The organism is Dyella japonica (genome assembly GCF_040545895.1).
Lineage (GTDB): Bacteria > Pseudomonadota > Gammaproteobacteria > Xanthomonadales > Rhodanobacteraceae > Dyella > Dyella japonica_D.
Genome location: NZ_JBEPMU010000003.1, coordinates 102,482 through 125,433 on the forward strand (window position 1 = coordinate 102,482; position 22,952 = coordinate 125,433).

The 22,952-nt window shown below is 64.5% G+C and carries 18 protein-coding genes; 6 read left to right on the top strand and 12 right to left on the bottom strand.

What is annotated here, in order from left to right:
- Positions 1 to 134 precede the first annotated feature (134 nt).
- The 10 genes from secF to ABIC75_RS10720 form a co-directional block, all read right to left on the bottom strand.
- Positions 135 to 1,100: a protein translocase subunit SecF gene (gene secF / locus ABIC75_RS10675; protein ID WP_354013842.1), complete on the bottom strand. Its 966-nt coding sequence runs from the start codon at positions 1,098 to 1,100 to the stop codon at positions 135 to 137.
- Between the two features lie 13 nt (positions 1,101 to 1,113).
- The gene (gene secD, locus ABIC75_RS10680; protein ID WP_354013843.1) at positions 1,114 to 2,985 is read right to left on the bottom strand and encodes a protein translocase subunit SecD; all 1,872 of its coding nucleotides are present in this window, start codon (positions 2,983 to 2,985) and stop codon (positions 1,114 to 1,116) included.
- A gap of 88 nt (positions 2,986 to 3,073) precedes the next feature.
- Entirely contained in the window at positions 3,074 to 3,409 is a 336-nt protein-coding gene (gene yajC / locus ABIC75_RS10685) for a preprotein translocase subunit YajC (RefSeq protein ID WP_354013844.1), read from the bottom strand.
- Positions 3,410 to 3,725: 316 nt separating this feature from the next.
- Complete coding sequence (gene tgt / locus ABIC75_RS10690) at positions 3,726 to 4,853, bottom strand: tRNA guanosine(34) transglycosylase Tgt (protein WP_354013845.1); 1,128 nt, start codon at positions 4,851 to 4,853, stop codon at positions 3,726 to 3,728.
- A gap of 217 nt (positions 4,854 to 5,070) precedes the next feature.
- Positions 5,071 to 6,099, bottom strand: a complete 1,029-nt coding sequence (gene queA / locus ABIC75_RS10695) for a tRNA preQ1(34) S-adenosylmethionine ribosyltransferase-isomerase QueA (protein ID WP_354013846.1) — start codon at positions 6,097 to 6,099, stop codon at positions 5,071 to 5,073.
- A gap of 92 nt (positions 6,100 to 6,191) precedes the next feature.
- The gene (locus tag ABIC75_RS10700) at positions 6,192 to 6,794 is read right to left on the bottom strand and encodes a response regulator transcription factor (RefSeq protein ID WP_354013847.1); all 603 of its coding nucleotides are present in this window, start codon (positions 6,792 to 6,794) and stop codon (positions 6,192 to 6,194) included.
- Positions 6,791 to 7,972, bottom strand: coding sequence for a sensor histidine kinase (locus ABIC75_RS10705; RefSeq protein ID WP_354013848.1), 1,182 nt, complete (start codon positions 7,970 to 7,972; stop codon positions 6,791 to 6,793). Before ABIC75_RS10705 ends, ABIC75_RS10700 begins: the two co-directional genes overlap by 4 nt.
- A complete protein-coding gene (locus ABIC75_RS10710; protein WP_436407920.1) occupies positions 7,969 to 9,189 on the bottom strand; it encodes a sensor histidine kinase in 1,221 nt (406 codons plus the stop codon). Before ABIC75_RS10710 ends, ABIC75_RS10705 begins: the two co-directional genes overlap by 4 nt.
- A 36-nt stretch (positions 9,190 to 9,225) precedes the next feature.
- Entirely contained in the window at positions 9,226 to 9,990 is a 765-nt protein-coding gene (locus ABIC75_RS10715; RefSeq protein WP_354013850.1) for an ABC transporter permease, read from the bottom strand.
- A 20-nt stretch (positions 9,991 to 10,010) separates the two neighbouring features.
- Entirely contained in the window at positions 10,011 to 10,925 is a 915-nt protein-coding gene (locus tag ABIC75_RS10720; RefSeq protein WP_354013851.1) for an ABC transporter ATP-binding protein, read from the bottom strand.
- A 307-nt stretch (positions 10,926 to 11,232) separates the two neighbouring features.
- Here ABIC75_RS10720 and ABIC75_RS10725 point away from each other — a divergent pair, with 307 nt between their 5' ends.
- From ABIC75_RS10725 to ABIC75_RS10750, 6 genes are all read left to right on the top strand, one after another.
- Positions 11,233 to 12,738: an aminotransferase class III-fold pyridoxal phosphate-dependent enzyme gene (locus ABIC75_RS10725; RefSeq protein WP_354013852.1), complete on the top strand. Its 1,506-nt coding sequence runs from the start codon at positions 11,233 to 11,235 to the stop codon at positions 12,736 to 12,738.
- 173 nt (positions 12,739 to 12,911) lie between these two features.
- Complete coding sequence (locus tag ABIC75_RS10730; protein WP_354013853.1) at positions 12,912 to 15,740, top strand: lamin tail domain-containing protein; 2,829 nt, start codon at positions 12,912 to 12,914, stop codon at positions 15,738 to 15,740.
- A 208-nt stretch (positions 15,741 to 15,948) separates the two neighbouring features.
- On the top strand, positions 15,949 to 16,290 hold the full coding sequence (locus tag ABIC75_RS10735) for a PsiF family protein (RefSeq protein ID WP_354013854.1): 342 nt from the start codon (positions 15,949 to 15,951) through the stop codon (positions 16,288 to 16,290).
- Positions 16,291 to 16,436: 146 nt separating this feature from the next.
- Positions 16,437 to 17,078 carry a uracil phosphoribosyltransferase gene (gene upp / locus ABIC75_RS10740; RefSeq protein ID WP_354013855.1) on the top strand — a complete coding sequence of 214 codons (642 nt, stop codon included), beginning with the start codon at positions 16,437 to 16,439 and terminating at the stop codon, positions 17,076 to 17,078.
- Between the two features lie 250 nt (positions 17,079 to 17,328).
- The gene (locus tag ABIC75_RS10745; protein ID WP_354013856.1) at positions 17,329 to 18,966 is read left to right on the top strand and encodes a methyl-accepting chemotaxis protein; all 1,638 of its coding nucleotides are present in this window, start codon (positions 17,329 to 17,331) and stop codon (positions 18,964 to 18,966) included.
- A gap of 13 nt (positions 18,967 to 18,979) precedes the next feature.
- A complete protein-coding gene (locus ABIC75_RS10750; RefSeq protein WP_354013857.1) occupies positions 18,980 to 20,770 on the top strand; it encodes an EAL domain-containing protein in 1,791 nt (596 codons plus the stop codon).
- Positions 20,771 to 20,818: 48 nt separating this feature from the next.
- Here the strand turns inward: ABIC75_RS10750 and pip are convergent, their stop codons facing one another.
- Both pip and ABIC75_RS10760 read right to left on the bottom strand, forming a co-directional pair.
- Entirely contained in the window at positions 20,819 to 21,775 is a 957-nt protein-coding gene (gene pip, locus ABIC75_RS10755; RefSeq protein WP_354013858.1) for a prolyl aminopeptidase, read from the bottom strand.
- 98 nt (positions 21,776 to 21,873) lie between these two features.
- Positions 21,874 to 22,899, bottom strand: coding sequence for a YncE family protein (locus ABIC75_RS10760; RefSeq protein ID WP_354013859.1), 1,026 nt, complete (start codon positions 22,897 to 22,899; stop codon positions 21,874 to 21,876).
- Between the last annotated feature and the right edge of the window lie 53 nt (positions 22,900 to 22,952).

The following is a 22,952-nucleotide window of genomic DNA, read 5'->3' on the forward strand; positions in this document are numbered from 1 at the left end:
TCGGCGCGAGAGGCGTTCAATCAGAGAAACCTTCCACGCGATTACGCCGAACCATCTGCCGGTCTCCTGGAAAGGCAAAAAAAGGCCCGGGAAATCCCGGGCCTTTTCTTGTCCAGCGAAGCAACGCGATCCGCTTACGGCCGACGCGCCAGCTCCGGATTTTCCTTGGTCTTGGGCATCAGGTCCTGCTTGGACACGCCCAGCCACAGCAGGATCGGGCTTGCCACGAAGATGGACGACAGCGTACCCACCAGGATACCGATCAGCATGGTGATGGCGAAGCCATGCACGGCCGGGCCGCCGAAGAAATACAGCGCAGCCATGGTGATGGCGGTGAACAGTGCGGTGATGATGGTTCGCGACAGCGTGTTGTTGATCGAGCGGTTGAGGATCTCTTCCGGCTCGGCCTTGCGGGCCAGGCGGAATAGTTCGCGCACGCGGTCGAACACCACCACCTTGTCGTTGATCGAGTAACCGATCACCGCCAGCACCGACGCAAGCACCGTCAGGTCGAACTCACGCTGCATGAGCGCGAAGATGCCCACGGTGATCAGCGCGTCATGTGCTTCAGTGGCAATGGCCGCCACCGCAAAACGCCATTCGAAGCGAATACCGAGGTACAGGCCAATGCCCACGATCACCACGATGGCCGCCAGGATGCCGTCGCTGCGCAGCTCCTCGCCCACGGCGGAACCCACGTAGTCGCGGCTCTTGAGCTTGGCATCGGGGCGCGCCACCTGCAGCGTCTTGGTGACGTCATCGGCGATCTTGTCCAGGTTCACCTTGCCGCCGTTGTCGACGCCCGACTTCGGATCGTCCTTCGGCTGCAGGCGGATGGACACTTCCTTGGTACCGCCCAGGCTCTGCACCAGCGCGTGCTCCATGCCGCCCTTCTCAAGGGCATCACGCACTTCGCCAACCTGCACCGCGTTGTCGTAATCCACCACCAGCGACACGCCGCCGGTGAAGTCCAGGCCGTAGTTGAGTCCCTTCACCGCGATGAGCGTGATGGACGCGATCATCAGCAGGATGGCGATGCCCACGCTGATCTTCCTCATGCCGAGGAAGTTCACGTTTGCGTTGTGATTGAAAATTTCCATCTGTGTCTCTTCCTCAGACCGACAGCGTCTTGAGCTTGCGATGACCGTGGATCAACGCGGTGATGGCATGCGTCACGGTGACCGAGGTGAACATCGAGGTCAGGATACCGATCAGCAGCGTCACGCCGAAGCCCTTGATCGGGCCTGAGCCCATCGTGGTCAGTGCGAGTGCGGCGATAAGGTGGGTGACGTTGGCGTCGAGAATGGTCGCCCACGCCTTGTCGTAACCGGCGCGGATCGCGGCGTGCGGCGAGGAGCCGTTGCGCAGTTCTTCGCGAATGCGTTCGCAGATCAGCACGTTCGCATCGATGGCCATACCCAGCGTGAGCACGATACCGGCAATGCCCGGCATGGTGAGCGTCACGCCCACGGCCGACATCACCGCGATCAGGATCACCAGGTTGAAGAACAGCGCCACGTCGGCCACCAGGCCGAAGAGCTTGTAGTAGAACGCAGCGGCCAGCAGCACCAGCGCTAGACCGAGCGTCACGGCGCGCAGTCCCTTGGCGATGTTGTCCTGACCCAGGCTGGGACCGATCACGCGTTCTTCGACGATGTCCACCGGCGCCGCCAGCGAACCACCCTTCAGCAGCAACGCGAGGTCGGACGCTTCCTTCGGGCTGCGCAGGCCGGTGGTCTGGAAGTTCTTGCCGAACACGCCGTTGATGGTGGCGTAGTTGATCACTTCTTCCGTGACCTTCGGCGTGCGCACTTCCTTGCCGTCGACGATCTTGGTGTCGACCACGCGCTCCACGTACACCACACCCATCGGCTTGCCGACGTTGCCGGTGGTGAAGTCGAGCATCTTCTTGGCGCCAGCCGCGTTGAGCGTCACCGACACTGCCGGGCTGCCGCTCTGCTGGTCGAAGCTGGACGAGGCATCCACCAGTTGGTCGCCGGTGACGATGATGTTCTTGCTCAGCAGGTACGGGCGGCCGTCGCGATCCTTGTAGAGGCGCGCGTCGGGCGGAACGATGCCCGTGCGGGCAGCGTCCACGGCCTGCTGCGGCGTGCCGTAGCCGGAACGGTATTCCAGCGTGGCCACGGCACCGATGATCTTCTTGGCTTCGGCGGTGTCCTGCACGCCGGCCAGCTCGACCACGATGCGGCTGTCGCCCTGCTGCTGGATGATCGGCTCGGACACACCCAGCGCGTTGATACGGTTGCGCAGCGTGCCAAGGTTCTGGCGAATGGTGTTGAGCGAGAGCTCACGCGCCTTGTCCGGACGAACCACCGCATTGAGCGGGAAACGATCGCCGGTGGGGCTCGCGTCCGTCACCGACAGGTCCGGATAGTCCGCGGCAATGGCATTGGAGGCAGCCACGCGGTCTTCGGCGCTCTTGAGCACCACCGACACGCCCTGCCCGCGCTGCGCGTTGCGCACCACCGAGTCGTAACGGATGTTCTTTTCGCGCAGCAGGCTGCGGATGTCGTCCGCATAGCGCGTTTCCTGCTTGTCGATCACGTCGTTCTGATCGACCTGCATGAGGAAGTGCACGCCGCCCTGAAGGTCGAGACCCAGCGGCATCGACTTGGCGCCGATGGCATTCAACCAATGCGGCACCGTGGACTTCAGGTTGAAGGCCACCGTGTAGTCGTCGCCCAGCGATGCCTTGATGGCGTCGGCCGCGCTCTTCTGCACGTCGGCATTGGCGAAGCTGGCGAGCAGATGATCGCCATTGAGCTCGACACCGGTGCTGGCGACGTTGGCCTTCTTCAGCGCGTCGGTGACCTTTTGTTCGAGCGCCTGGTCAACCGTGCCATTGCGGTTGGCCGTGATCTGCACGGCAGGCACCGGCAGGAACACATTGGGCAACGCATAGACAATGCCGAGCACCAATACGATGGCGACCAGCGCATATTTCCAGCGTGGAAAATCACTCATGCCTTGAATCCGTCAAAAGCCGCGGCAGAGGCAGCCGCGGCGAGCAATGCATCGTGTGGAACCGGAGCCCCTCCGCCCCGGCAAGTCGTCAGGACGACTTCAGCGAGCCCTTGGGCAGGACCTGCTGCACGGCGCCCTTCTGCACCTTGATCTTCACGTTCGGTGCGATCTCGACCGTGATGAAGCTCTCACCGATCTCTTCCACCCGGCCGGCAATGCCGCCGTTGGTGACCACTTCGTCGCCCTTGGCCAGAGCCGAGAGCATGGCGCGATGCTCCTTCTGGCGCTTCATCTGCGGACGGATCATGACGAAGAACATGACCACCAGCAGCAGGATCGGCAGGGCCAGGCCCACCAGGGGATTTCCCCCGGGAGCGGCTGCGGGAGCGGCCTGGGCAATCACGTAGGACATCGGAAAGGTCATCAGCTCGTCTCGCAAGTAGCGGTATCGGCAGGGTTTTCTGCCAACACCTGATAAAAGATCGTGGATTATGCCACGCGCCCCCGGCCCCTGCATGCGCCGCAAGGCCCGCCCGTGAAGGGTTCTGGCGTCGCGAGGCGTGGATTGCAAGGGACTGGACCGGGGAAGGAGGGTCAAGGTTCCCTTGGACACCCCTTCCGCTATTGGGCGCGGGCCGAAAACGCCTTCTACTCGTCATTCCGGCGCACCCCAAAGGGGGCAAGGGCCGGGATGACGAGCATCGAGGCTTTGTCTGGAAGTGGGGGCTACATTCCAAGCCTCAGTCGGATACCCCACCCGCGCGCCGCGCATAAAACTCCGCCACAAAGTCCTCCAGCTTCCCCTCCGCAATCGCCCCGCGCAGCCCCGCCATCAAACGCTGGTAGTGACGCAGGTTGTGCATGGTGGCGAGCTGGCTGCCGAGGATCTCGTTGCAGCGATCGAGGTGGCGCAGGTACGCGCGGCTGAAGCCGTTGCTGCAGGCGTAGCAGTCGCAGCCTTCCTCGATCACGCGGGTGTCGAGCGCGAACTTCGCGTTGCGGATGCGCACCGTGCCTTCATCCGTGAAGAGGAAGCCGTTGCGTGCGTTGCGCGTGGGCATCACGCAATCGAACATGTCGATGCCGCGGCGCACCGCTTCCACAATGTCTTCCGGACGGCCCACGCCCATCAGGTAGCGCGGCTTGTCCTGCGGCAACAGCGGCACGGTGAAGTCGAGCGTGTGGTTGCGCTCGGCTTCCGGCTCGCCCACGGCGAGGCCGCCCACGGCGTAACCGTCGAAGCCGATGTTCACCAGGCCTTCGGCCGAGCGGCGGCGCAGGTTTTCGTACACGCTGCCCTGCACGATGCCGAACAACGCGTTGGGATTCTTCAAGTCATCGAACGCGCGGCGCGAACGCTCCGCCCAGCGCAGGCTCAGCTCCATCGAGGTGGAAGCCACCTTTTCCGTCGCGGGATACGGCGTGCACTCGTCGAAGATCATCGCGATGTCCGAATCGAGCACCTTCTGGATGCGCATCGATTCTTCCGGGGACAGGAACACCTTCGAGCCATCCACCGGCGATGCGAATGCCACGCCTTCCTCGGTGATCTTGCGCTTGTGCGCCAGCGAGAACACCTGGAAACCGCCCGAGTCCGTGAGGATGGGCTTGTCCCAGCCGATGAACTTGTGCAGGCCGCCGAACCGTTCCACCACCTCGAGGCCGGGGCGCAGGAACAGGTGAAAGGTGTTGCCCAGGATGATCTCGGCGCCGATCTCGCGGATGTCCCGCGGCGTCATCGCCTTCACCGAGCCATAGGTGCCCACGGGCATGAAGGCCGGCGTTTCCACCGTGCCGCGGTCGAACGTGAGACGGCCACGGCGGGCCGCGCCATCGGTGGCCTGGATGTCGAAAGTCAGGGAAGTCATCGGGCGATTATCGCCTGTTTCGCGCTTTGGCGCTTTTTCGCTGGACGCGGGACTTCCGCTGACGCCGGGCCGGTCTCACGTTGCTCGTCATTCCGGCGTAGGCCGGAATCCAGTGCGAGTGTGATGGCTTGTTGCGGAAAGCATGTTCAGCCCTTCGCGATAGCCGGCTCCTGAGGCTCTGGATTCTGGCGTGCGCCGGAATGACGAGCGAAGAAACTCAGCCTCGCGGCAAAATCAACATCGCATCGCCATACGAGAAGAAGCGGTACTTCTGCTCCACCGCGTGCCGATACGAACCCAGCATGAAGTCGCGCCCCGCCAGTGCCGACACCAGCATCAACAGCGTCGACTGCGGCAGATGGAAGTTGGTCAGCAGTCCATCGATGCTGCTGAACTTGTAACCGGGGAAGATGAAGATCTGCGTTTCGCCCGCGAACGGCTGCAGCTCGCCGTCGCGCACGGCGCTTTCCAGGGCACGCACCACCGTGGTCCCCACCGCGATGACACGACCGCCCGCCGCACGCGTGCGGCGAATCTGCTCCACCAGGCTCGCGCCCACGTTGAGCCATTCGCGGTGCATCTGGTGATCCTTGATGTCATCCGCGCGCACGGGTTGGAACGTGCCCGCGCCCACGTGCAGCGTCACGTAGCCGAACTGGATGCCGCGCTCGCGCAGCGTCGCCAGCATCGTTTCGTCGAAATGCAGGCCAGCCGTGGGGGCGGCCACCGCACCAGGCTCGCGTGCGAACACCGTCTGATAGCGCTCCATGTCGCTCGCATCAGCATGACGCGCGATATACGGCGGCAGCGGCATCTCGCCCAGCTTCAACAGCAGGCGCTCCAGCGGCTCGGGCGACTCGAAGCGCAGGCGGAAGAACGATTCGTCGCGCCCCAGCACCACCGCATGGCTGCCGTCGGCCAGTTCGATGCGACCGCCCTCTTTCGGCTTCTTGCTCACGCCCAGTTGCACGGTGGCTTCGTGCGCGCCGGTGACGCGCTCGATCAGGATTTCCACCTGGCCACCGGTGTCCTTGCGCCCGTACAGGCGCGCCGGCAACACGCGCGTGTCGTTGAAGATCAGCAGGTCGCCTTCGCGCAGGAAATCCGGCAGCTCGCGGAACATACGGTCCTGGCGCGATTGCGCATCCACATCGAGCACCAACAAACGGCTCGCCGAACGTTCGGCCAACGGCGCCTGCGCGATCAGCTCGGGCGGCAACTCAAAATCGAAATCGGTCTTCTTCACGGCGGGATACTGGCGTCGAATAGGCCATTATCGCGCAAAGTGCCGACCGGGGCCGGAAAAAGCAGAGGCCGCCTGAAAACGCGGCTTCTTGGCTACAGCCAACCCTTCTGCCGAGCCAGGCGATACGCCTCGATGCGATTGGCTGCGCCAAGCTTGCCGATGGCTTCGGACAGGTAATTGCGCACGGTGCCATGCGAGAGGTTGAGCTGTGTGGCGATGTCGTTCGCCGACTGCCCTTCGCCGGCTAGGCGCAGTACCTGGCGTTCGCGGTCATTGAGCGGATCAGCTTCGGACCACGCTTCGAGCGCCAGCTGCGGATCGATGGCACGTCCACCGCGATGGACCATGCGCAGCGCTTCGGCGAGATTCTCCGCCGGCGCATCCTTCAGCAGGTAACCGGAGACACCGGCATCGAGCGCGCGGCGCAGGAAGCCCGGGCGCGCAAACGTGGTCACGATGATCACCTTGATCGGCAGCTCATGGCGCTGGATGCGCTGCGCCAGTTCCAGCCCGGTCAGTCCAGGCATCTCGATGTCGGTGACGAGCACGTCGGGTTTCACGCGTTGCAGGTCGCGCCATGCCGCTTCGCCGTCCGGCGCCGAACCAAGCACCTCGATGTCGCTTTCGAGGTTGAGCAGCGCGGACAACGCACCGCGCACCATCGCCTGGTCTTCGGCCAGCAATACACGAATCATGCAGCACTCCTGTTGTTCAACACGATGGACTGTTCCTCCTGCGGAAGCTCCGACGCTTTTTCCTTGCCCATGGGCACGGTGACCGTCAGCACCGTGCCGCGACGCAGCGGCGAATCGATCTGCAGGTTGCCGCCCAGGGCGCGCACGCGTTCGCGCATGCCGCTCACGCCGTTGCCGTGCGCGCTCAGGCCGCCGCAACCGTCGTCGCTGATCTGCATCTGGAAACTGTGCTTGTCGATGGTGAAGTCCACCCTCGCCGTGTTTGCCCTGGCGTGCCGGTGGACGTTGGTCACGGCTTCGCGCAACACCAGGGCCAGGGGCGCTTCGAGTTGCGCGGAGAGATGAGCCTCGCACGGCAGGCTGCCGCTGAAGGCCACGCCCGAGGCTTCCAGCATCAGGCGCGCCGACACCAGCTCCGCCGCGAGATCGCCGCGCCGCATACCCGTCACGGCGGTGCGCACTTCCGCCAAGGCATGGCGCGCTACGCGTTCGACTTCTTCCATCTCGCGTTGCGCACGCTCGGGGTCGATCAGCGCGAGCTTGCGTGCGAGTTCGGATTTGAGCGCCACCAGCGACAGCGTGTGGCCGAGCAGATCATGCAGGTCGCGGCCGATGCGTTCGCGCTCGGCCAGCGTGGCCAGGCGTCGAACTTCCTCCTGCGACAGGCGCAGCGCCACGTCCCTGCGCTGATTGTTCATGCGCAGGAAATGGCCGAAGCCCGAGGTGAGCGACACGAAACCGATCAGCAGCATGATCCACGGCGAGGCATGCAGCTCGTAGGCGACGATGGCCGTGGGGATGGCCAGGATCGCCAGCGCCGTCAACCAGCGACGCAGCGACGACAGATAGGCAAAGCACATCGCCGACGACACCACGTAGCCCATCGCCACGCCGTTGTACGGCCACACGAGCCAGCCGAGCACGGCGATGGCGGCGGCGTACCCGGCGAGGTAGCGATAAGGCGCCGTGTACACCTTGAGGTGGAAATACAGATACAGCGGCGCCGAGATCAGCGTGGGTACCAGCCAGCGCGTCCATACGGCCCTGGGGTCGGCCATGGGGCCGATGATCAACGCGGCGACCCACACGAGGTTCGCCATCGCCTCCCAACGCAGATAGCTGGGCGAGCCCAGCTTGCCGAGCAGGGAGTCGGGATGCGGCTTGAGCCAGTTGTTCATGTCGCGTGCCGCTCCTGTGGAGGCCAGCTTGCCGCTACCGCATCCGGTGCCTGCCCGCTCGTGCCCGCATCACGCAGCATCGGCCGCGACCGCAGCGGCACGGTGATGAGCAGCCGCGTGCCCTGACCGGCCGGCGACACGACTTCCAGCGTGCCGCCGAGCGCACGCACGCGTTCGTGCATGCCCTTGAGGCCATTGCCATGCGCGTCGATGCCACCGCGTCCGTCATCCTCGATGCTCAGCTTCAAGGCCTGGTTGCTGATCGCCGTGGACACGCGTGCGTGGCTGGCGCGCGCATGCCGGGCGATGTTGGTCACGGCCTCACGCAGTACCAGCGCCAGTCCGCGCTCCACATCCACGGGCAACGAAGGCGGCAGCGCGCTGCATTCGAAAGAGACCACCGAGGCTCCCAGCATCAACCGGGCCGCCGCCAGTTCCGCGGCCAGATCCGTGGCGCGAATGCCGGATACCGCGATGCGAACTTCCGACAGCGCATGACGCGCCACGCGCTCGGCTTCGGCCATTTCGCGTTTGGCGGCTTCGCTGTCGCGGTCGAACAACTTGCGCGAGAGCTCCAGCTTCAAGGTGATCAGTGACAGCGTGTGCCCCAGCAGATCGTGCAGGTCGCGGCCGATGCGTTCGCGTTCGGCAAGCGCCGCAAGGCGTCGCACTTCGTCGTGCGAGAGGCGCAGCTCGGCCTCCTTCTCCTCGCTGAGGCGCTCCGCGTGCACCACCAGGCCCACGATGATCGACGTAACCGGAATCCACACCACCGCCTGCCACGCGTAATGCAACAGCGATACTTCGGCGATGAGCATGAGGTTGAGGATCACCAGCAGACCCATATAGCTGCGCAGCGGCATGCGACAGCTGCGCAGCATGATGGTGCCGTAGACGAAATAGGTCAGCCCGCTGGGATACCAGGGCAACAGCAGCATCGACATGGCCACCAGCGTCAGCGCGAAATAGCGCGACCGCCGGCGCGAGGACACGCAGCACTGCGCATACAGCAGCAGGAACAGCGGATAGCTCAGCAGCGTCAGTAGGGCCCAGCGCAAGGTGTAGTGGTCGAACGCCGGGATCACGAACACCCAGACGGACCACAGCAGATGGATGGCATCCACCCACGGCGACTTGCCCTTCTGCAGCCCGATGGCCACCAGGGAGTCTGGCGCAGGCGTAAACCAAGCTCGTAGCCACTGACGCACCGTGCCCATCTCCCCGTGATCCGGCTGCCCGTGATGCATGCTACTTCAACCGACGCGACGCAGGCGGCGTGCCGCCAGCAGGAAGAAGCCCACGCCGTAGGCCACCAACACCAGCACGTGCGGCCAGGCCTGCGAATGGCCCAGGCCCAGCGAAGCCAGGGCCAGCTGCTGCAGGTGGGCGCTTGGCCAGATCGGCGCAATCTGCTGCAACACCGAGGGAAGCGCCGAAAGCGGAATCCACAGGCCCGACAGGAACGACATGGGCAGGTAGATGAGGTTGATCACGCCCGGCGCGCCCTGCCCTTTCACCAGCGTGCCGACCAGCATGCCCATGGCGCAGAACGGCAGCACGCCCAGCATCCCGGTGACCAGGAACACCAAAGCATGCACTGCGCCCAGCTGCACGTGTGCCAGCGTCACCGCCAGCACGAGCAACAACAGCATCACTACGCCAGCGGCCAGCATCGCCATCATCATCTTGCCGAGCAGGTAGGCGCCGGGCGGCATAGGCATCGCGCGCTTGAGCGTGAGCAACCCGTTCTCGCGTTCCAATGCCAGCGATACGCCAAAACCGAACAGGCCCGGACTCATCACGCCGAACACGCCATAGCTGGCGAGCAGGTAGCGTGCCGTGTTCGCATCGGCGTGGTGATTCATCACGATGCCAAACAACAGGTAGAACATCGTGGGGAACAGCGTCACCGGCAACAGGAAGCCCGGCGAGCGGAAGTAGCGCAGGCATTCGCTGCGCGCTTCTGCCATGTAGGCACCCAGCAGGCGGCGTGGCGTCATGCGGGACGAAAACGTCATTTCTACCGCCGTAACAGACATCACGCTGCCTCCTTTTCCGTGGCGGACTCGCGAGTGAGTTCGGTGAACGCCTCGGCCAGGCCGGCGCGGCGCACTTCCAGTTCCGACAGCGCCGGATCGGCATCGAGCAGTCGGCGCAGCACGTTCTCCGGCGCGTCGCTATGCAGGTGGATGTGCGCACCATCGCGCTCTGCGTGCGAGACGTGTGGCCATTGCGCCAGCGCCACCACATCGAGATCGCTGCTGCAGCGAATGCGCGTTACCGCCACGTGCGAGCGCAACGCATCCACGCTGCCTTCGCTCAGCACGCGCCCCTTGCCGAGCACCACCACGCGTTGCGCGAGCGCCTCGGCTTCTTCCAGGTAGTGCGTGGTAAGCACCACGGCACAACCTTCGGCAACGAGACGGCGAATGGCCACCCACAACTTCTGTCGCGCATCGATATCCATGCCGACGGTGGGTTCGTCGAGAAAAAGCAATTCGGGCCGGCCGCACAAGGCAAGCGCGAATTGCACACGACGCTGCTGTCCACCCGACAGCGCCGAGTAACGTCGCGACAGCAAATCGCTCACGCCCGCCATCGCCGCGCTCTCTTCCATCGAACGCGGCGCGGGGTAGTAGCTCATGGTGAGGCGTAACAGTTCCGATACAGTCAGCGTGGAGGGAAGAAACGCCGATTGCAGCATCACGCCGATGCGGCGGCGTGCGTCGATGTCCTGCGGATCCTTGCCGAACAATTCCACCTTGCCGGCATCCGCGCGCGTCAGCCCCAGCAACAAGCTGATGGCGGTGCTTTTGCCGGCGCCGTTGGGGCCCAGCAAGGCGAGCAATTCGCCGCGGTGCAGCATGAGGTCGAGACCGTCCAGCGCCGTTAAAGCGCCGTAACGTTTGATGGCACCAGACAGGCTGGCAACGACTGCGACAGACGGGATCATGGCGGCTCCTCCTTACCCGCCATGCTAGGCACCGCAAGGGTTTGGCGGGAGTTCACCACGTCAACTGCTATACATGACAAGCGTCACCCGGGGTACCGGCGGCGACAGCGCCGCGCTATGCTCAGGCAGTCGTTGCGTTGCCACATCCGTGATGGATCGCAGTGCGACATGGCCCGCAGAGATTGGAAACAGGCTCTGGGGCCCGCGCAAGCGCTGAATGGTCACGCGCTTTCGCCTTTGCATTCGTTGACACGTCGGCACGCATGCCATCGGGACGGCAGGCAAGTCGACCTTGAAGGAGAAACCCATGGGCGTGATTGATCAGCTGCGCGAACTGCGCGAATTCGGCGGCGCACCGCAGACCAATGGCCTCGACGACGCCACCATCGAGCGCTTCGCCGCAAGCCATCCTGACCTGGCGCTTGCGATCAGCGACGCCGTGGCGCGTCACCGCGAACTGCGCAGCGAACTGGGCGACTTCCTCAAGCTCGACGAAGCCGAACAGATGGCGCAGGCGCAGAAGGCATTCGTCAATTTCTATCCGGACGACGCCATCAACCCGTACCTGCCCGCCGCCGCGCGCGGCCCGTGGGTGGTGAGCTTCAAGGGCGCCGTGATCCACGACAACGGCGGCTACGGCATGCTCGGCTTTGGCCACAACAACGCGGCCATCGACGCGGCGCTGGCGCGTCCGCAGGTGATGGCGAACGTGATGACGCCGAGCATTTCGCAGATGCGCTTCGCCAAGGCGATGGATCGCGAACTGGGCCGCCACCGCGGCAGCAATCCGTACGCGCGTTATCTCGCGCTCAATTCCGGTTCGGAATCGGTGGGCCTCGCCTGCCGCATCGCCGACGTCAATGCCAAGCTGCAGACCGACGCCGGCGCGCGCTACGCAGGCCGCACGATCAAGCGCGTAGCCGTGAAGGGCGCGTTCCACGGCCGCACCGACAAGCCGGCGTTGTATTCCGATTCCACCCGCAAGACCTACCTGCAGCACCTGGCCAGCTATCGTCACGAAGACACGCTGCTCACCGTGCAGCCGTACGACATCGCGCAGCTGGAAGCCGTGTTCGCCGATGCGGACAAGAACGGCTGGTTCATCGAAGCGATGTTCCTGGAACCGGTGATGGGCGAAGGCGATCCGGGCCGCGCGGTGACGCCGGAGTTCTACCAGAAGGCGCGCGCGCTCACCGAGGCACACGGTTCGCTGCTGCTGGTCGACTCCATCCAGGCCGGCCTGCGTGCGCACGGCGTGTTGTCGATCACCGACTATCCGGGCTTCGAGAAGCTCGCGCCGCCGGACATGGAAACCTTCTCCAAGGCACTCAACGCCGGCCAGTACCCGCTCTCGGTGCTCGCCGTGACGGAGCGCACCGCCGAGCTGTATCGCAAGGGCATCTACGGCAACACCATGACGGCCAACCCGCGCGCGCTCGACGTGGCTCTCGCCACGCTCGACCTGCTCACCGACGAGGTGCGCAACAACATCCGCGAGCGCGGTAAGGAATTCGTCGACAAGCTCAACGTGCTGAAGAACGAACTCGGCGGCCTGATCACCAAGGTGCAAGGCACCGGCCTGCTGTTCTCGTGCGAGCTGGCGCCGGAGTTCAAGTGCTACGGCGCCAACTCCATCGAGGAGTTCATGCGCGAGCGTGGCGTGGGCGTGATCCATGGCGGCACCAACTCGCTGCGTTTCACGCCGCACTTCCTGGTCACCAGCGACGAAGTCGATCTGGTGGTGTCGCACGTGCGCCAGGCCCTGCTGCAGGGTCCGCGCAAACTCAAGACGGTGAAGGCCGAAGCGGCCTGAGGAAGCGACATGACCGGCATCGTTCACGCCACGTCGACGATGCCGGTCACACTGCGGAACGCAAAGCGCTTCGCAAATTGAAGCGCTGCCGCAACTTCCTTCGCAAAACTGTCGCAATGGCTACTTAGCCTCTCCCTGTTGGGGTCCACCCGGACCCAGGAAGGGAGTGGTGAATGAAACCAGCGCACATTCGACGTGCCCTAGCAGTCGCACTGTTGCTCGCCCTGTCGGCAACCGCTGCGCAAGCGGCAGACCTCAGCATCAGCCAATTTCGCGTCCGTGGCCCGGCCGGCGGTAACGACGAATTCGTCGAGCTGTTCAACAGCGGCAGCAAGGCGCTGGATCTGTCGGGCTACAAGTTCAACGCCTCCAACGTCAGCGGCACCACGGGAACGCGTCTCACGCTGCCCAGCGGCACATCCATCGCGCCGGGCTGTTATCTGTTGCTGACCAACAGCGCGAGCAGCGGTTATTCCGGCAGCGTGGCGGGCGATTTCAAATACAGCACGGGCGTCACCGACGATGGCGGCCTCGCCATTCTCGACAGCTCGGGCCAGTGGGTCGATCAGGTCGGCCTCTCTACCGGTTCGGCGTATAAGGCCGGCACGCCGCTGGCTACGTTGGGCACCACCAACGCAGACAAGGGTTATGGCCGCAAGCCCACGGCGGCCGGCTTGCCGCAGAACACGGGTGACAACCAGGCCGATTTCAACGTCGCTTCCCCCACCACGCCGCACAACAGCGCAAGCACGTGCGTGGTACTGGGCCAGGCGTTGTCCATCGCCGATGCAAGCGCCACGGTGCGCGGCGCAGCGGACGTCCAAATGCCGTTCACGATCACGCTCACCCAGCCGGCGCCCACTGGCGGCGTGTCCGTGCATGCAGCGACGTTGGATGGCACGGCCACGGTTGCCAATCACGATTACGACGCGCTCGATACCAACCTGAGCATCGCCGAAGGCCAGATGCAGGCGAGCTTCAACGTGGTGGTGCATGGCCGCACCACACCGAGCGACGACAAGGCCTTCGAGGTCAAGCTGAGCCAGCCCAGCGGCAACGTTCCGCTGTCGCGCGACACCGCCATCGGCGCCATCCTCTACGACATTCCGGTCGCCGCCGAAATCTGGCAGATCCAGGGTCGCGATCAGATATCGCCGCTGCTCGGCAAGCCGGTGAAAACCACCGGCAACATCGTCACCGCGGTGGGCCCGGCCGGCTTCACCATGCAGACGCCCGACGCACGCGCCGATGCCGATACGCTCACGTCCAACGGCATCTACGTATTCACGTCGAGCACGCCGACGGTTGCTGTCGGCGATGTGGTGAACGTGGATGCCAGGGTTTCCAACTACTACCAGTTGCCCGAACTCACCAGCCCGGTCGTCACGGTGACCTCGCATGGCGCGCGCCTGCCGAAGGCGGTGGTGTTTGGCGATGCGATTCCTTCATCCGACCCCGCCAAGCTGTCCTGCGGCGCGACCAACTTCCAGTGTTTCGTGGGCATGCGCGTGGTGATCGAGAACGGCATGATCAACACGGGCAACAAGCGTTTCAGCGGCGAGCCGTATGCGGAAGTGAGCATCACCGCGAACGGCAAGCGCTCGTTGCGTCTTCCCGGCGTGCGCTATGGCGTGCCGGTGCCTGATGGCGTGCAGCTGCCCAACTGGAGCGGCAACCCGGAAGTGTTCAAGATGAATACGGCGGACTTCGGCGCCGTACCGCTCAACACGCCGTTCATCGCGGGAACGACGTTCCGCGCCGAAGGCATCATCTCCTACGATTTCGGTGCGTACACGTTCATCCCAACGAAGATCACGCTCAAGCACGTCGCGGAAATGCAGCGCTCCGTTTCGCCCACGGCACCGCATGCACTGCGCATCGGTGCGTTCAATACCGAGCGCTTCTGCGACAGCAACTTCAACACCACCTTTACCTGCAGCGGCGACAGCAAGGAGCCGACGGCGGATGAAGTGGCGTTGAAGACGCAGCGCCTGTCCGCCTATATCGGCAGCGTGCTGCAGTTGCCCGACGTGCTGTCGGTGGAGGAAGTGAAGAGCCTGCCGCTGCTGCAGGGCCTGGCCACGCAGCTCAGCGACGACTATCGCGCCAAGTACCAGGCGTACCTGGTGCCCGGACACGATCCCAGCGGCATCAACGTGGGTTTCCTGGTGCGCAGCGATCGCGTTCGCGTGGTGTCCGTGCAACAGCTGGCCGCCGATGAAACGTGGGACGACAACGGCCAGACCGCCTTCGTGCACGACCATCCGCCGCTGCTGCTCACCGCCGAGGCGCGCGGCGTGCGCTTCCAGGTGATCTCGGTGCACATGAAGGCGCGCACCAACGTCGACGACAACGACGACAGCGCCGTGCGTGATCGCCAGAAGCGCTTCCTGCAAGCCAGCTCGCTGGCACGTCAGGTGCAGAACCTGCAGACCACCAACCCGTGGCAACCGCTGATGGTGGTGGGCGACTTCAATGCCTACCAGTTCAGCGATGGCTGGGTGGACGTGGTTGGTCTGGCCTCGGGCCAGTACAAGGACAGCGAAAACCAGCTAAAACTCGGCAAGAACATCGTGCGTCCGGCACTGTGGAATGCGGTGGAATCGGTGCCGCAGAATGATCGCTACTCGTTCCTCTACACCGAGGAATTCGGCCCGATCCAGGGCTATACCGCCGCAGGCTCGGGCAACTCCGGCCGCGAGGTGCCCACGGTGCAGGTGCTCGATCACGCACTGATGAACGACATCGCCCGCTTGCGTTTCCTGAAGATGCAGTACGGTCGCGCCGACCTCGATGCACCAGTGCAGACGGAAGCCGATGCCGCCACCGCCACCGACGTGCGCAAGGCGATCGGTGTGTCCGATCACGATGGCTTCGTGGTGGATCTGTTCGTGCCGGGCTTGTTCGGCGAACAGGGTCATGATCATCACGATGACGAGGATCACGGGCATGGCCATCACGACGACGATGACCAGGGCGAAGGTCACGGCCACGGTCACTGACCGTTCGCTTGCGATCAACAGGAGGCCACGCCCGGGGACGGGCGTGGCCTTTCTTTTGGCGCCACTACCAGCGGGATTTGGGCATCGCCTTCGAACTTGCTGAACGGCGCGCTCAGCCGGCTGGGAATACCCTCCCACGCGAGCTGGCGGCGGGCATAGACTTGCGCCACCGGCACTCGCCGGTCATGTCATCCAGGAGGGTATCCGCATGTCTTCGCGTTTGAGTCTGATGCTTGCCGGCGTTGCGCTGGCCTTCGCCGCATCCACCGCGTTCGCTGCACCCCAGGACGCCGCCAGCGCGCCCGCCAAGAATTCGCAGCAACAGCGCATGACCGACTGCAACAAGCAGGCCACGGGCAAGACCGGCGACGAGCGCAAGGCCTTCATGAGCAGCTGCCTGAAGGGCGAAAGCGCTGCGCCGGCCAAGATGACCCAGCAGGAAAAAATGAAAGCCTGTAACGCCGATCCGCAGGCCAAGTCGCTCAAGGGCGACGCACGCAAAACCTTCATGAGCACCTGCCTGAGTGGCACGCCCAACGCGGGCCATTGATCGTTCAGTGCAAGTCACCAGGTGCCGGCGCATGCCGGCACCTTTTTTATGCCCATGAAGAACATCGTGGAGAGCCGTGCATCGACCGATGCAACGGGCGCGCGAGTGGGCGACAATCCCATCCATTATTCCGCGCGGGGTTGCCCATGAAGATCGTCGAAGTCCGCCATCCCTTGATCCAGCACAAGCTCGGCCTGATGCGTCGCGCGGGCATCAGCACCAAGGAATTTCGCGAACTCGCCTCGGAAGTGGCTTCGCTGCTGACCTACGAAGCCACCAAGGATCTGGAAACCGTCGAGCAGCGCATCGACGGCTGGGCCGGCCCGCTGACGGTGCACCAGATCAAGGGCAAGAAGGTCACCATCGTGCCGATCCTGCGCGCGGGACTGGGCATGCTCCCCGGCGTGCTCGACATGATTCCTGCAGCCAAGGTGAGCGTGGTCGGCCTGCAGCGCAACGAAGAAACGCTCGAACCCATCGCCTATTACGAAAAGCTTACCGGCCGCATGGACGAACGCATTGCGCTCATCGTCGATCCCATGCTCGCCACGGCCGGCACGCTGGTGGCCACGGTGGACATGCTCAAGGCCGCGGGCTGCAAGCGCATCAAGGGACTGTTCCTGGTGGCGGCGCCCCAAGGCCTCAAGCGCATCGAGGCGGCGCATCCGGATGTGGAGATCTACACCGCGTCCATTGACGAGCGGCTCAACGAACACGGCTACATCCTGCCGGGGCTTGGCGATGCGGGCGACAAGATTTTCGGCACCAAGCAATTGCCTGCCGGCTGACCGTCACTGCCGCGCAATGCATGAAAGCCTCGCTCTTGTCGGCGAGGCTTTTTCCTTGATCAGGGGAATGCGAAGCGCAGCACGAAGGTCATGCAGGCGACATCTTTGCGTGCCATCTTTGCCGCGCTGCTCCGTCTCGACGGATGGCGAATAACAAGTTGAATTTCATGAGATTTATTCTGCTTTGTGGCTAAAGTTGCCGCGTGGTGGGCCGACAGCTCTTGCAGTTCCCTCACCCCGGACGTTCCCCATGTTCAAGCTCTTCAAGCCGATCACCGGATGGACGCTGCGCCAGCGTCTGTTGTTGCGCCTGCTGGCCATCGTGTCGCTGCTGGCCATCACCTGCGTGGCCGGCGTAGTGCAGTTGCGTCGCGCAGATACGCGCATCCAGGGCTTGGTGGACGGTTCGCTGAGCCCGGTGGCCGACGTGGGTCGCGTGCAGAACGACTACAACAGCACGCTGCAGGTGCTCGTGCATGCCGTGATGTCCCAGCTGCCCTCGGCGGTGGAAGACGCACACACGCGCATCCACGCCGATCGCATCGATGCCGAGCGCCACTGGAAGACGCTGCAAAACAGCGAGCTGGCGCAAGAGCAGGCACAGACGCTCAAGCTCACCACCGCGCACCGCGCCGAGGCCGACCGCATCATCGACGAAACGCTTGCCCTGCTCGACGCGGGGCAGTTCGACATCGGCGGCCTCAAGCTCACCACCGAAGTGCAGCCTGCCTACGAACCGTTGCAGAGCGACTTCGCCAACCTGTTCCAGTCGGCGCTGACCAAGGGCAACGAGCAGGTGGCCATGCAGCGTGCCGCCGACCGCGACGGCATGATCCTGCTGCTGGTGCTGCTGGGCGTGGCACTCGCCGTCACCATCGTGCTGGACGCCGCGCTGATGCACTCGCTGATGCAACGCCTCACGCGCGCCACGCAGGTCGCCCAGCGCATTGCCGCGGGCACCCTCGGCGAAGCGGTGGAAACAGGCTCCAACGATGAACTCGGCAAGCTGCTGCGCGCACTCGCCTCCATGGATGCCCAGCTCACGCGCGTACTCGCCAAGGTGCGCGTGGGTGCCGAATCGGTAGGCGAACGCGCGCGCCGCCTGGCGCAGGACAACGAAGCGCTGAGCCCGCGCACGCAGGCGCAGGCCGCCAGCCTGGAACAGACGGCGGCTTCGATGGCGCACATGGCCGACACGGCCACGCAGGGCGCGAGCCACGCCGACGGCGCCGCGATGGCAGCGCGCGACGCGCTGGACCACGCCGAACACGGACGTCACGTGGCGGGCGAAGCCATCGATTCAATGCAAGCCATCGAAAAAGCCAGCCGCGACATTTCCGAAATCGTCGACCTGGTCGACAGCATTGCGTTCCAGACCAACCTGCTCTCGCTCAACGCCGCGATCGAAGCCGCGCAGGCGGGCGAGCGTGGTCGCGGTTTTGCGGTAGTGGCAACCGAAGTGCGCCAGCTCGCACGTCGTTGCGTGGATGCAGGCAAGGACATTCGCCGTTTGGTGGAACGCAGCGGCGATGCGGTCGATACCGCACGCGAGCGCGTGACGCGTTCGGGCGAGGCGCTGGACGGCATCGTGCTCAGCATGGGCAGCGTGTCCGAGCGCGTCTCGCAGATCTCCGGCGCCACGCTGTCGCAGGTCAGCGGCATCAGCCAGGTCAATCGCGCGGTGATGGCGATGGACGGCATGACCCAGGCCAATGCCGACCTGGTCGAAGACATCAAGCACACCGGCCGTGCACTCACCGCCGATGCCGACACCCTGATGCAACAAGTCGCCTTCTTCCGCCTTCCCCCACAGGAAGGTCACCATGAGTCGCCGCATGATGTGGGGCTCTCATCCGCCATGACGCATTTATCCCGGGCCGCGGCCTGATATCGAACAGGGCATGCCAGTCAGACTCGCCCACCCTCATACACGGCAATCCATGCTGGAGCGCGCGCTCGCCGCGGGAAGCCTGCAACCGGTGTTCCAGCCGGTCGTGCGCGTGGACACGCTCGACGTGGTCGCGCATGAAGGTTTGAGCCGGTGCGCCTTCATGCCGGGCGAGCTGTCCATCCTCGACCTGCTCGATCTGGCGCGCATGGAAGGCAGGCTGGCCGAGCTGGAACTGCACGCCGCGCGCACGCTGTGCGGCGCGTTCGCCGCCCAGGCAGCGCCGGGACGTCTGCTGGTGAACCTCAGCGCGCACGCCATCCTGCACGACTCTCTGCGGCCGGATGACGTGCTCGCGGCGTTGTCCTCCAGCGAACTGGACCCGGCACGCGTCACCATCGAGGTCACGGAACGCGACGTGGTGGAAAGCCCTGCCCGTCTTGCCCATGCGCTCGGTTATCTGCGCGCGCACGGCATACGCATCGCGCTGGACGATTTCGGCAACGGCCATTCCAACTTCGAATTGTGGAACGAGATCCACCCTGACGTGGTGAAGATCGACCGCTATCTCATCAACGGCGTGTCGCGCAGCGCGGGACGACTGGCCATCGTGCGTTCGCTCTGCCAGGTGGCCGAATCGCTGGGCACTGACCTGGTGGGCGAAGGCGTGGAGGATCCGGCAGACCTGCGCGTGCTGCGCGATCTGGGCATTCCCTTTGCGCAAGGCTTCCTGATCGGTCGTCCCGCCGAACAGACCGTGCGCGAGGCAAGCGCCGAATCGCGACAGCTGCTGCGTACGCCCGCCGTGCCCGTGTTGCCACGGCCACGCGGCCCGGTGACGCAGCGTCCCACGCAGGTGAGTCATCTGCTGATCGAAGCACCGGCCGTACAGCCGCGCCAGACCAACGAGGAGGTGATGGCGCTGTTCGTCGACCATCCCGAGCTGCATGCGGTCGCGGTGGTGAAGGATGGCCAGCCCATCGGCCTGATCAATCGGCGCCTGGTCAACGAGCGCATGGCGCAGCCCTTCGCACGCGAACTGCTGGCGCGAAAGTCATGCACCGCGCTGATGAACGGCGCGCCGTTGGTATGCGACGAGAACCGCAGCCTGGAGAGTCTGGCCGACGTGCTGCGCGGCGAAGACCAGCGCTATCTCGCCGATGGTTTCATCGTGACGCGCAAGGGGCATTACCTTGGCCTGGGCACGGGCGAGGCACTGGTGCGCCGCGTGAGCGAGTTGCGCATCGAGGCCGCGCGTCACGCCAACCCGCTGACCTTCCTGCCCGGCAACATTCCCACCACGGAACACCTGGAACGCCTGATCGACGGCGGCGAATGCTTTACCGTGGTGCACGTCGACCTCACCGACTTCAAGCCGTTCAACGATCACTACGGTTATTCACGCGGCGACGAGATGATCCGGCTGCTGTCCGGCCTGCTGAGCGAGCACGTCGATCCGTCGCTCGATTTCATCGGCCACATCGGCGGCGACGATTTCGTGGTGCTGTTCCAGAGCGCCGACTGGGAGATCCGCTGCCAGCGCGTGATCAGTGCTTTCAACGCGCGCGCGCCGCAACTGTTCGACGCGATCGACATCATCCATGGCGGCCTGCACGGCAAGGACCGTCGCGGCGAACCGCAATTCTTTCCCTACACCACGGTGGTGATGGGTGCGGTGGAACTGGCGCCGCCCTTGCCGCAGCGGGCGCAATCCATCGCCATGCTGGCCGCACGCGCCAAGCGTCACGCCAAGCGCGCGCACGTGAGCCTGCACGTGTTTTCCAGGGCGCTCGCGGCGACATGAAAAAACCCCGGCCGTTGCCGACCGGGGTTTGACAGGCAAGGACGCTGATCAGCGGCCGAAGCGATCGGTGGCCTTCACCAGCTCGGAGATGTTGCCCGGCTCGAACGCCGAGTGGCCTGCGTCCTGCACGACGCGCAGGTCGGCTTCCGGCCAGGCGCGATGCAGATCCCACGCGCTGCGCATCGGGCACACCACGTCGTAGCGGCCCTGCACGATAACGGCGGGAATATTGCGGATGCGATCGACGTTGCGCAGCAGTTGGTCGTCGCGCTCGAAGAAGCCGCCGTGCACGAAGTAGTGGCATTCGATGCGCGCGAAGGCCAGCGCGAATTCGTCTTCGCCACTGGACTGGATGTGGCCTTCGTCCTGCCACAGGTAGCTGGTGGCGCCTTCCCACACCGACCAGGCGCGCGCCGCTTCCACGCGTTCGATCGGGTCGCTACTGGTGAGGCGGCGATAGTAGGCGCTCATCAGGTCGCCGTGCTCCACTTCGGGAATGGCCTTGAGGTACGACTCCCATGCATCGGGATACAGCGCATCGCAGCCCTTCTGGTAGAACCACTCCAGCTCCCAGCGACGCAGCATGAAGATGCCGCGCAGCACGAGTTCGGTCACCTGTTCCGGATGGGATTGCGCATACGCGAGCGCCAGCGTGGAACCCCACGAACCGCCGAACACCTGCCACTTGTCGATGCCCAGGTGTTCACGGATACGCTCGATGTCGGCGACGAGGTTCCACGTGGTGTTCTCGTGCAGCTCCGCATGCGGCGTGGATTTGCCGCAACCGCGCTGGTCGAACAGCACGATGCGGTACACCGCCGGATCGAAGAAGCGACGGCACTTCGGATTGGTGCCGCCGCCCGGGCCGCCATGCAGGAACACCACCGGCTTGCCGTTGGGGTTGCCGCTCTGTTCGTAGTACAGCGTGTGCAGGTCCGAAACCTTGAGCATGCCGGTGTCGTACGGCTCGATCTCGGGATACAGGGTGCGAAGTTCCTGCGACATGCTCATGCTCCTGAAGCAAACGGGGACGGCCTATAAGGCTAGCACGCCGTCCCTCGCGCCCCTTGATTCAGCGGACCTCTCAGCATGCCGGAGACGCTTCAGGGCGTACCCACGGTCAACACTTCGAAGCTGTCCGGCACCACGTCCGGGCGAGCGCCCTCCTTCGGCGGCGCGGCCCACTTGGCGGCCGAGAGGTAGAGCCGGTGCAGCTTCGGATCGAGCGCCAGCGTTCGCGCGCTGGGTTGCGTGGCAATGGTGGCCACGACGTTGTAGTGATCCGCATCCTTTTCGCGCACGGCGGTGATGTCGCCGCTTTCGCCATTGGAGCTGTACACCATCGACGTACCTTCATCGAACACCACGGCATCCGGACCTTCGCCGATCGGCACCTGCGCCACCACCTTGCCGGTGTCTGCGTTCGTCACGGCCATCTGCTTGTTATCGCACACGGAGAACAGGCGATGCGCCTTGCGATCCATGGCCAGGCCGGTAGGTGACTCGCAACTGCCTAGCGACCAAGTCGCCACCACCGTGTTGCTGGCGGTGTCGATCTTCACGAGCTGGGCGCTGTCCTCGAGGTTCACGTAGATATGCCCGGCTTCGTCGCTCACGGCAAATTCCGGCTTGCCAGCCAGCGCCACCGTGCTGGTGACCGTGTTGTGCACAGGATCGATGACGCTGAAGGAACGCCCTTTTCCGTTGAAGGTAAAGACGTGCTTGGACGCGGCGTCGTAAACGATGGCGTCGGGCTTCTCTCCGGTGCCATCGATGGTCGCCACCACCGCCAGCGTGTCCAGATCGAACACGGTGACCGACGCCGCTTGTCCGTTGCTGGCGTAACCGCGATGCCCCGCTTGATCGAGCGCGACACCGTGCACGCCCTTCGTGCCGGGAATTGCGCCAATACGCTTGTTCTGGTCGACGTCCACCACGTCCACATGGTCGCCACGGGTCACGAAGAGATGCCGGCGTTGCGCATCGAAACTGAGGTAGTCCCAACCACCGGCGCCGCCGAGGGGCAGATGGCCGATGACGCGGAAATCCGCGGGTGCCGGGGCCGCAGCGGCATGGGCGGCGCAGGCCGTGGCGAGGGCGCCGATGAGCAAGCTAGACAAGGGACGCATGGTCGAACCTATGGGCGTGAGGTCCCCACAGCATCCACCTCCCGACTTAGGCT

Coding starts and splice junctions, on each gene's coding strand:
- secF (WP_354013842.1), bottom strand. CDS start 1,100: ATGGAAATTTTCAATCACAACGCAAACGTGAACTTCCTCGGCATGAGG.
- secD (WP_354013843.1), bottom strand. CDS start 2,985: ATGAGTGATTTTCCACGCTGGAAATATGCGCTGGTCGCCATCGTATTG.
- yajC (WP_354013844.1), bottom strand. CDS start 3,409: ATGACCTTTCCGATGTCCTACGTGATTGCCCAGGCCGCTCCCGCAGCC.
- tgt (WP_354013845.1), bottom strand. CDS start 4,853: ATGACTTCCCTGACTTTCGACATCCAGGCCACCGATGGCGCGGCCCGC.
- ABIC75_RS10700 (WP_354013847.1), bottom strand. CDS start 6,794: ATGATTCGTGTATTGCTGGCCGAAGACCAGGCGATGGTGCGCGGTGCG.
- ABIC75_RS10705 (WP_354013848.1), bottom strand. CDS start 7,972: ATGAACAACTGGCTCAAGCCGCATCCCGACTCCCTGCTCGGCAAGCTG.
- ABIC75_RS10710 (WP_436407920.1), bottom strand. CDS start 9,189: ATGGGCACGGTGCGTCAGTGGCTACGAGCTTGGTTTACGCCTGCGCCA.
- ABIC75_RS10715 (WP_354013850.1), bottom strand. CDS start 9,990: ATGACGTTTTCGTCCCGCATGACGCCACGCCGCCTGCTGGGTGCCTAC.
- ABIC75_RS10720 (WP_354013851.1), bottom strand. CDS start 10,925: ATGATCCCGTCTGTCGCAGTCGTTGCCAGCCTGTCTGGTGCCATCAAA.
- ABIC75_RS10725 (WP_354013852.1), top strand. CDS start 11,233: ATGGGCGTGATTGATCAGCTGCGCGAACTGCGCGAATTCGGCGGCGCA.
- ABIC75_RS10730 (WP_354013853.1), top strand. CDS start 12,912: ATGAAACCAGCGCACATTCGACGTGCCCTAGCAGTCGCACTGTTGCTC.
- ABIC75_RS10735 (WP_354013854.1), top strand. CDS start 15,949: ATGTCTTCGCGTTTGAGTCTGATGCTTGCCGGCGTTGCGCTGGCCTTC.
- upp (WP_354013855.1), top strand. CDS start 16,437: ATGAAGATCGTCGAAGTCCGCCATCCCTTGATCCAGCACAAGCTCGGC.
- ABIC75_RS10745 (WP_354013856.1), top strand. CDS start 17,329: ATGTTCAAGCTCTTCAAGCCGATCACCGGATGGACGCTGCGCCAGCGT.
- ABIC75_RS10750 (WP_354013857.1), top strand. CDS start 18,980: ATGCCAGTCAGACTCGCCCACCCTCATACACGGCAATCCATGCTGGAG.
- pip (WP_354013858.1), bottom strand. CDS start 21,775: ATGTCGCAGGAACTTCGCACCCTGTATCCCGAGATCGAGCCGTACGAC.
- ABIC75_RS10760 (WP_354013859.1), bottom strand. CDS start 22,899: ATGCGTCCCTTGTCTAGCTTGCTCATCGGCGCCCTCGCCACGGCCTGC.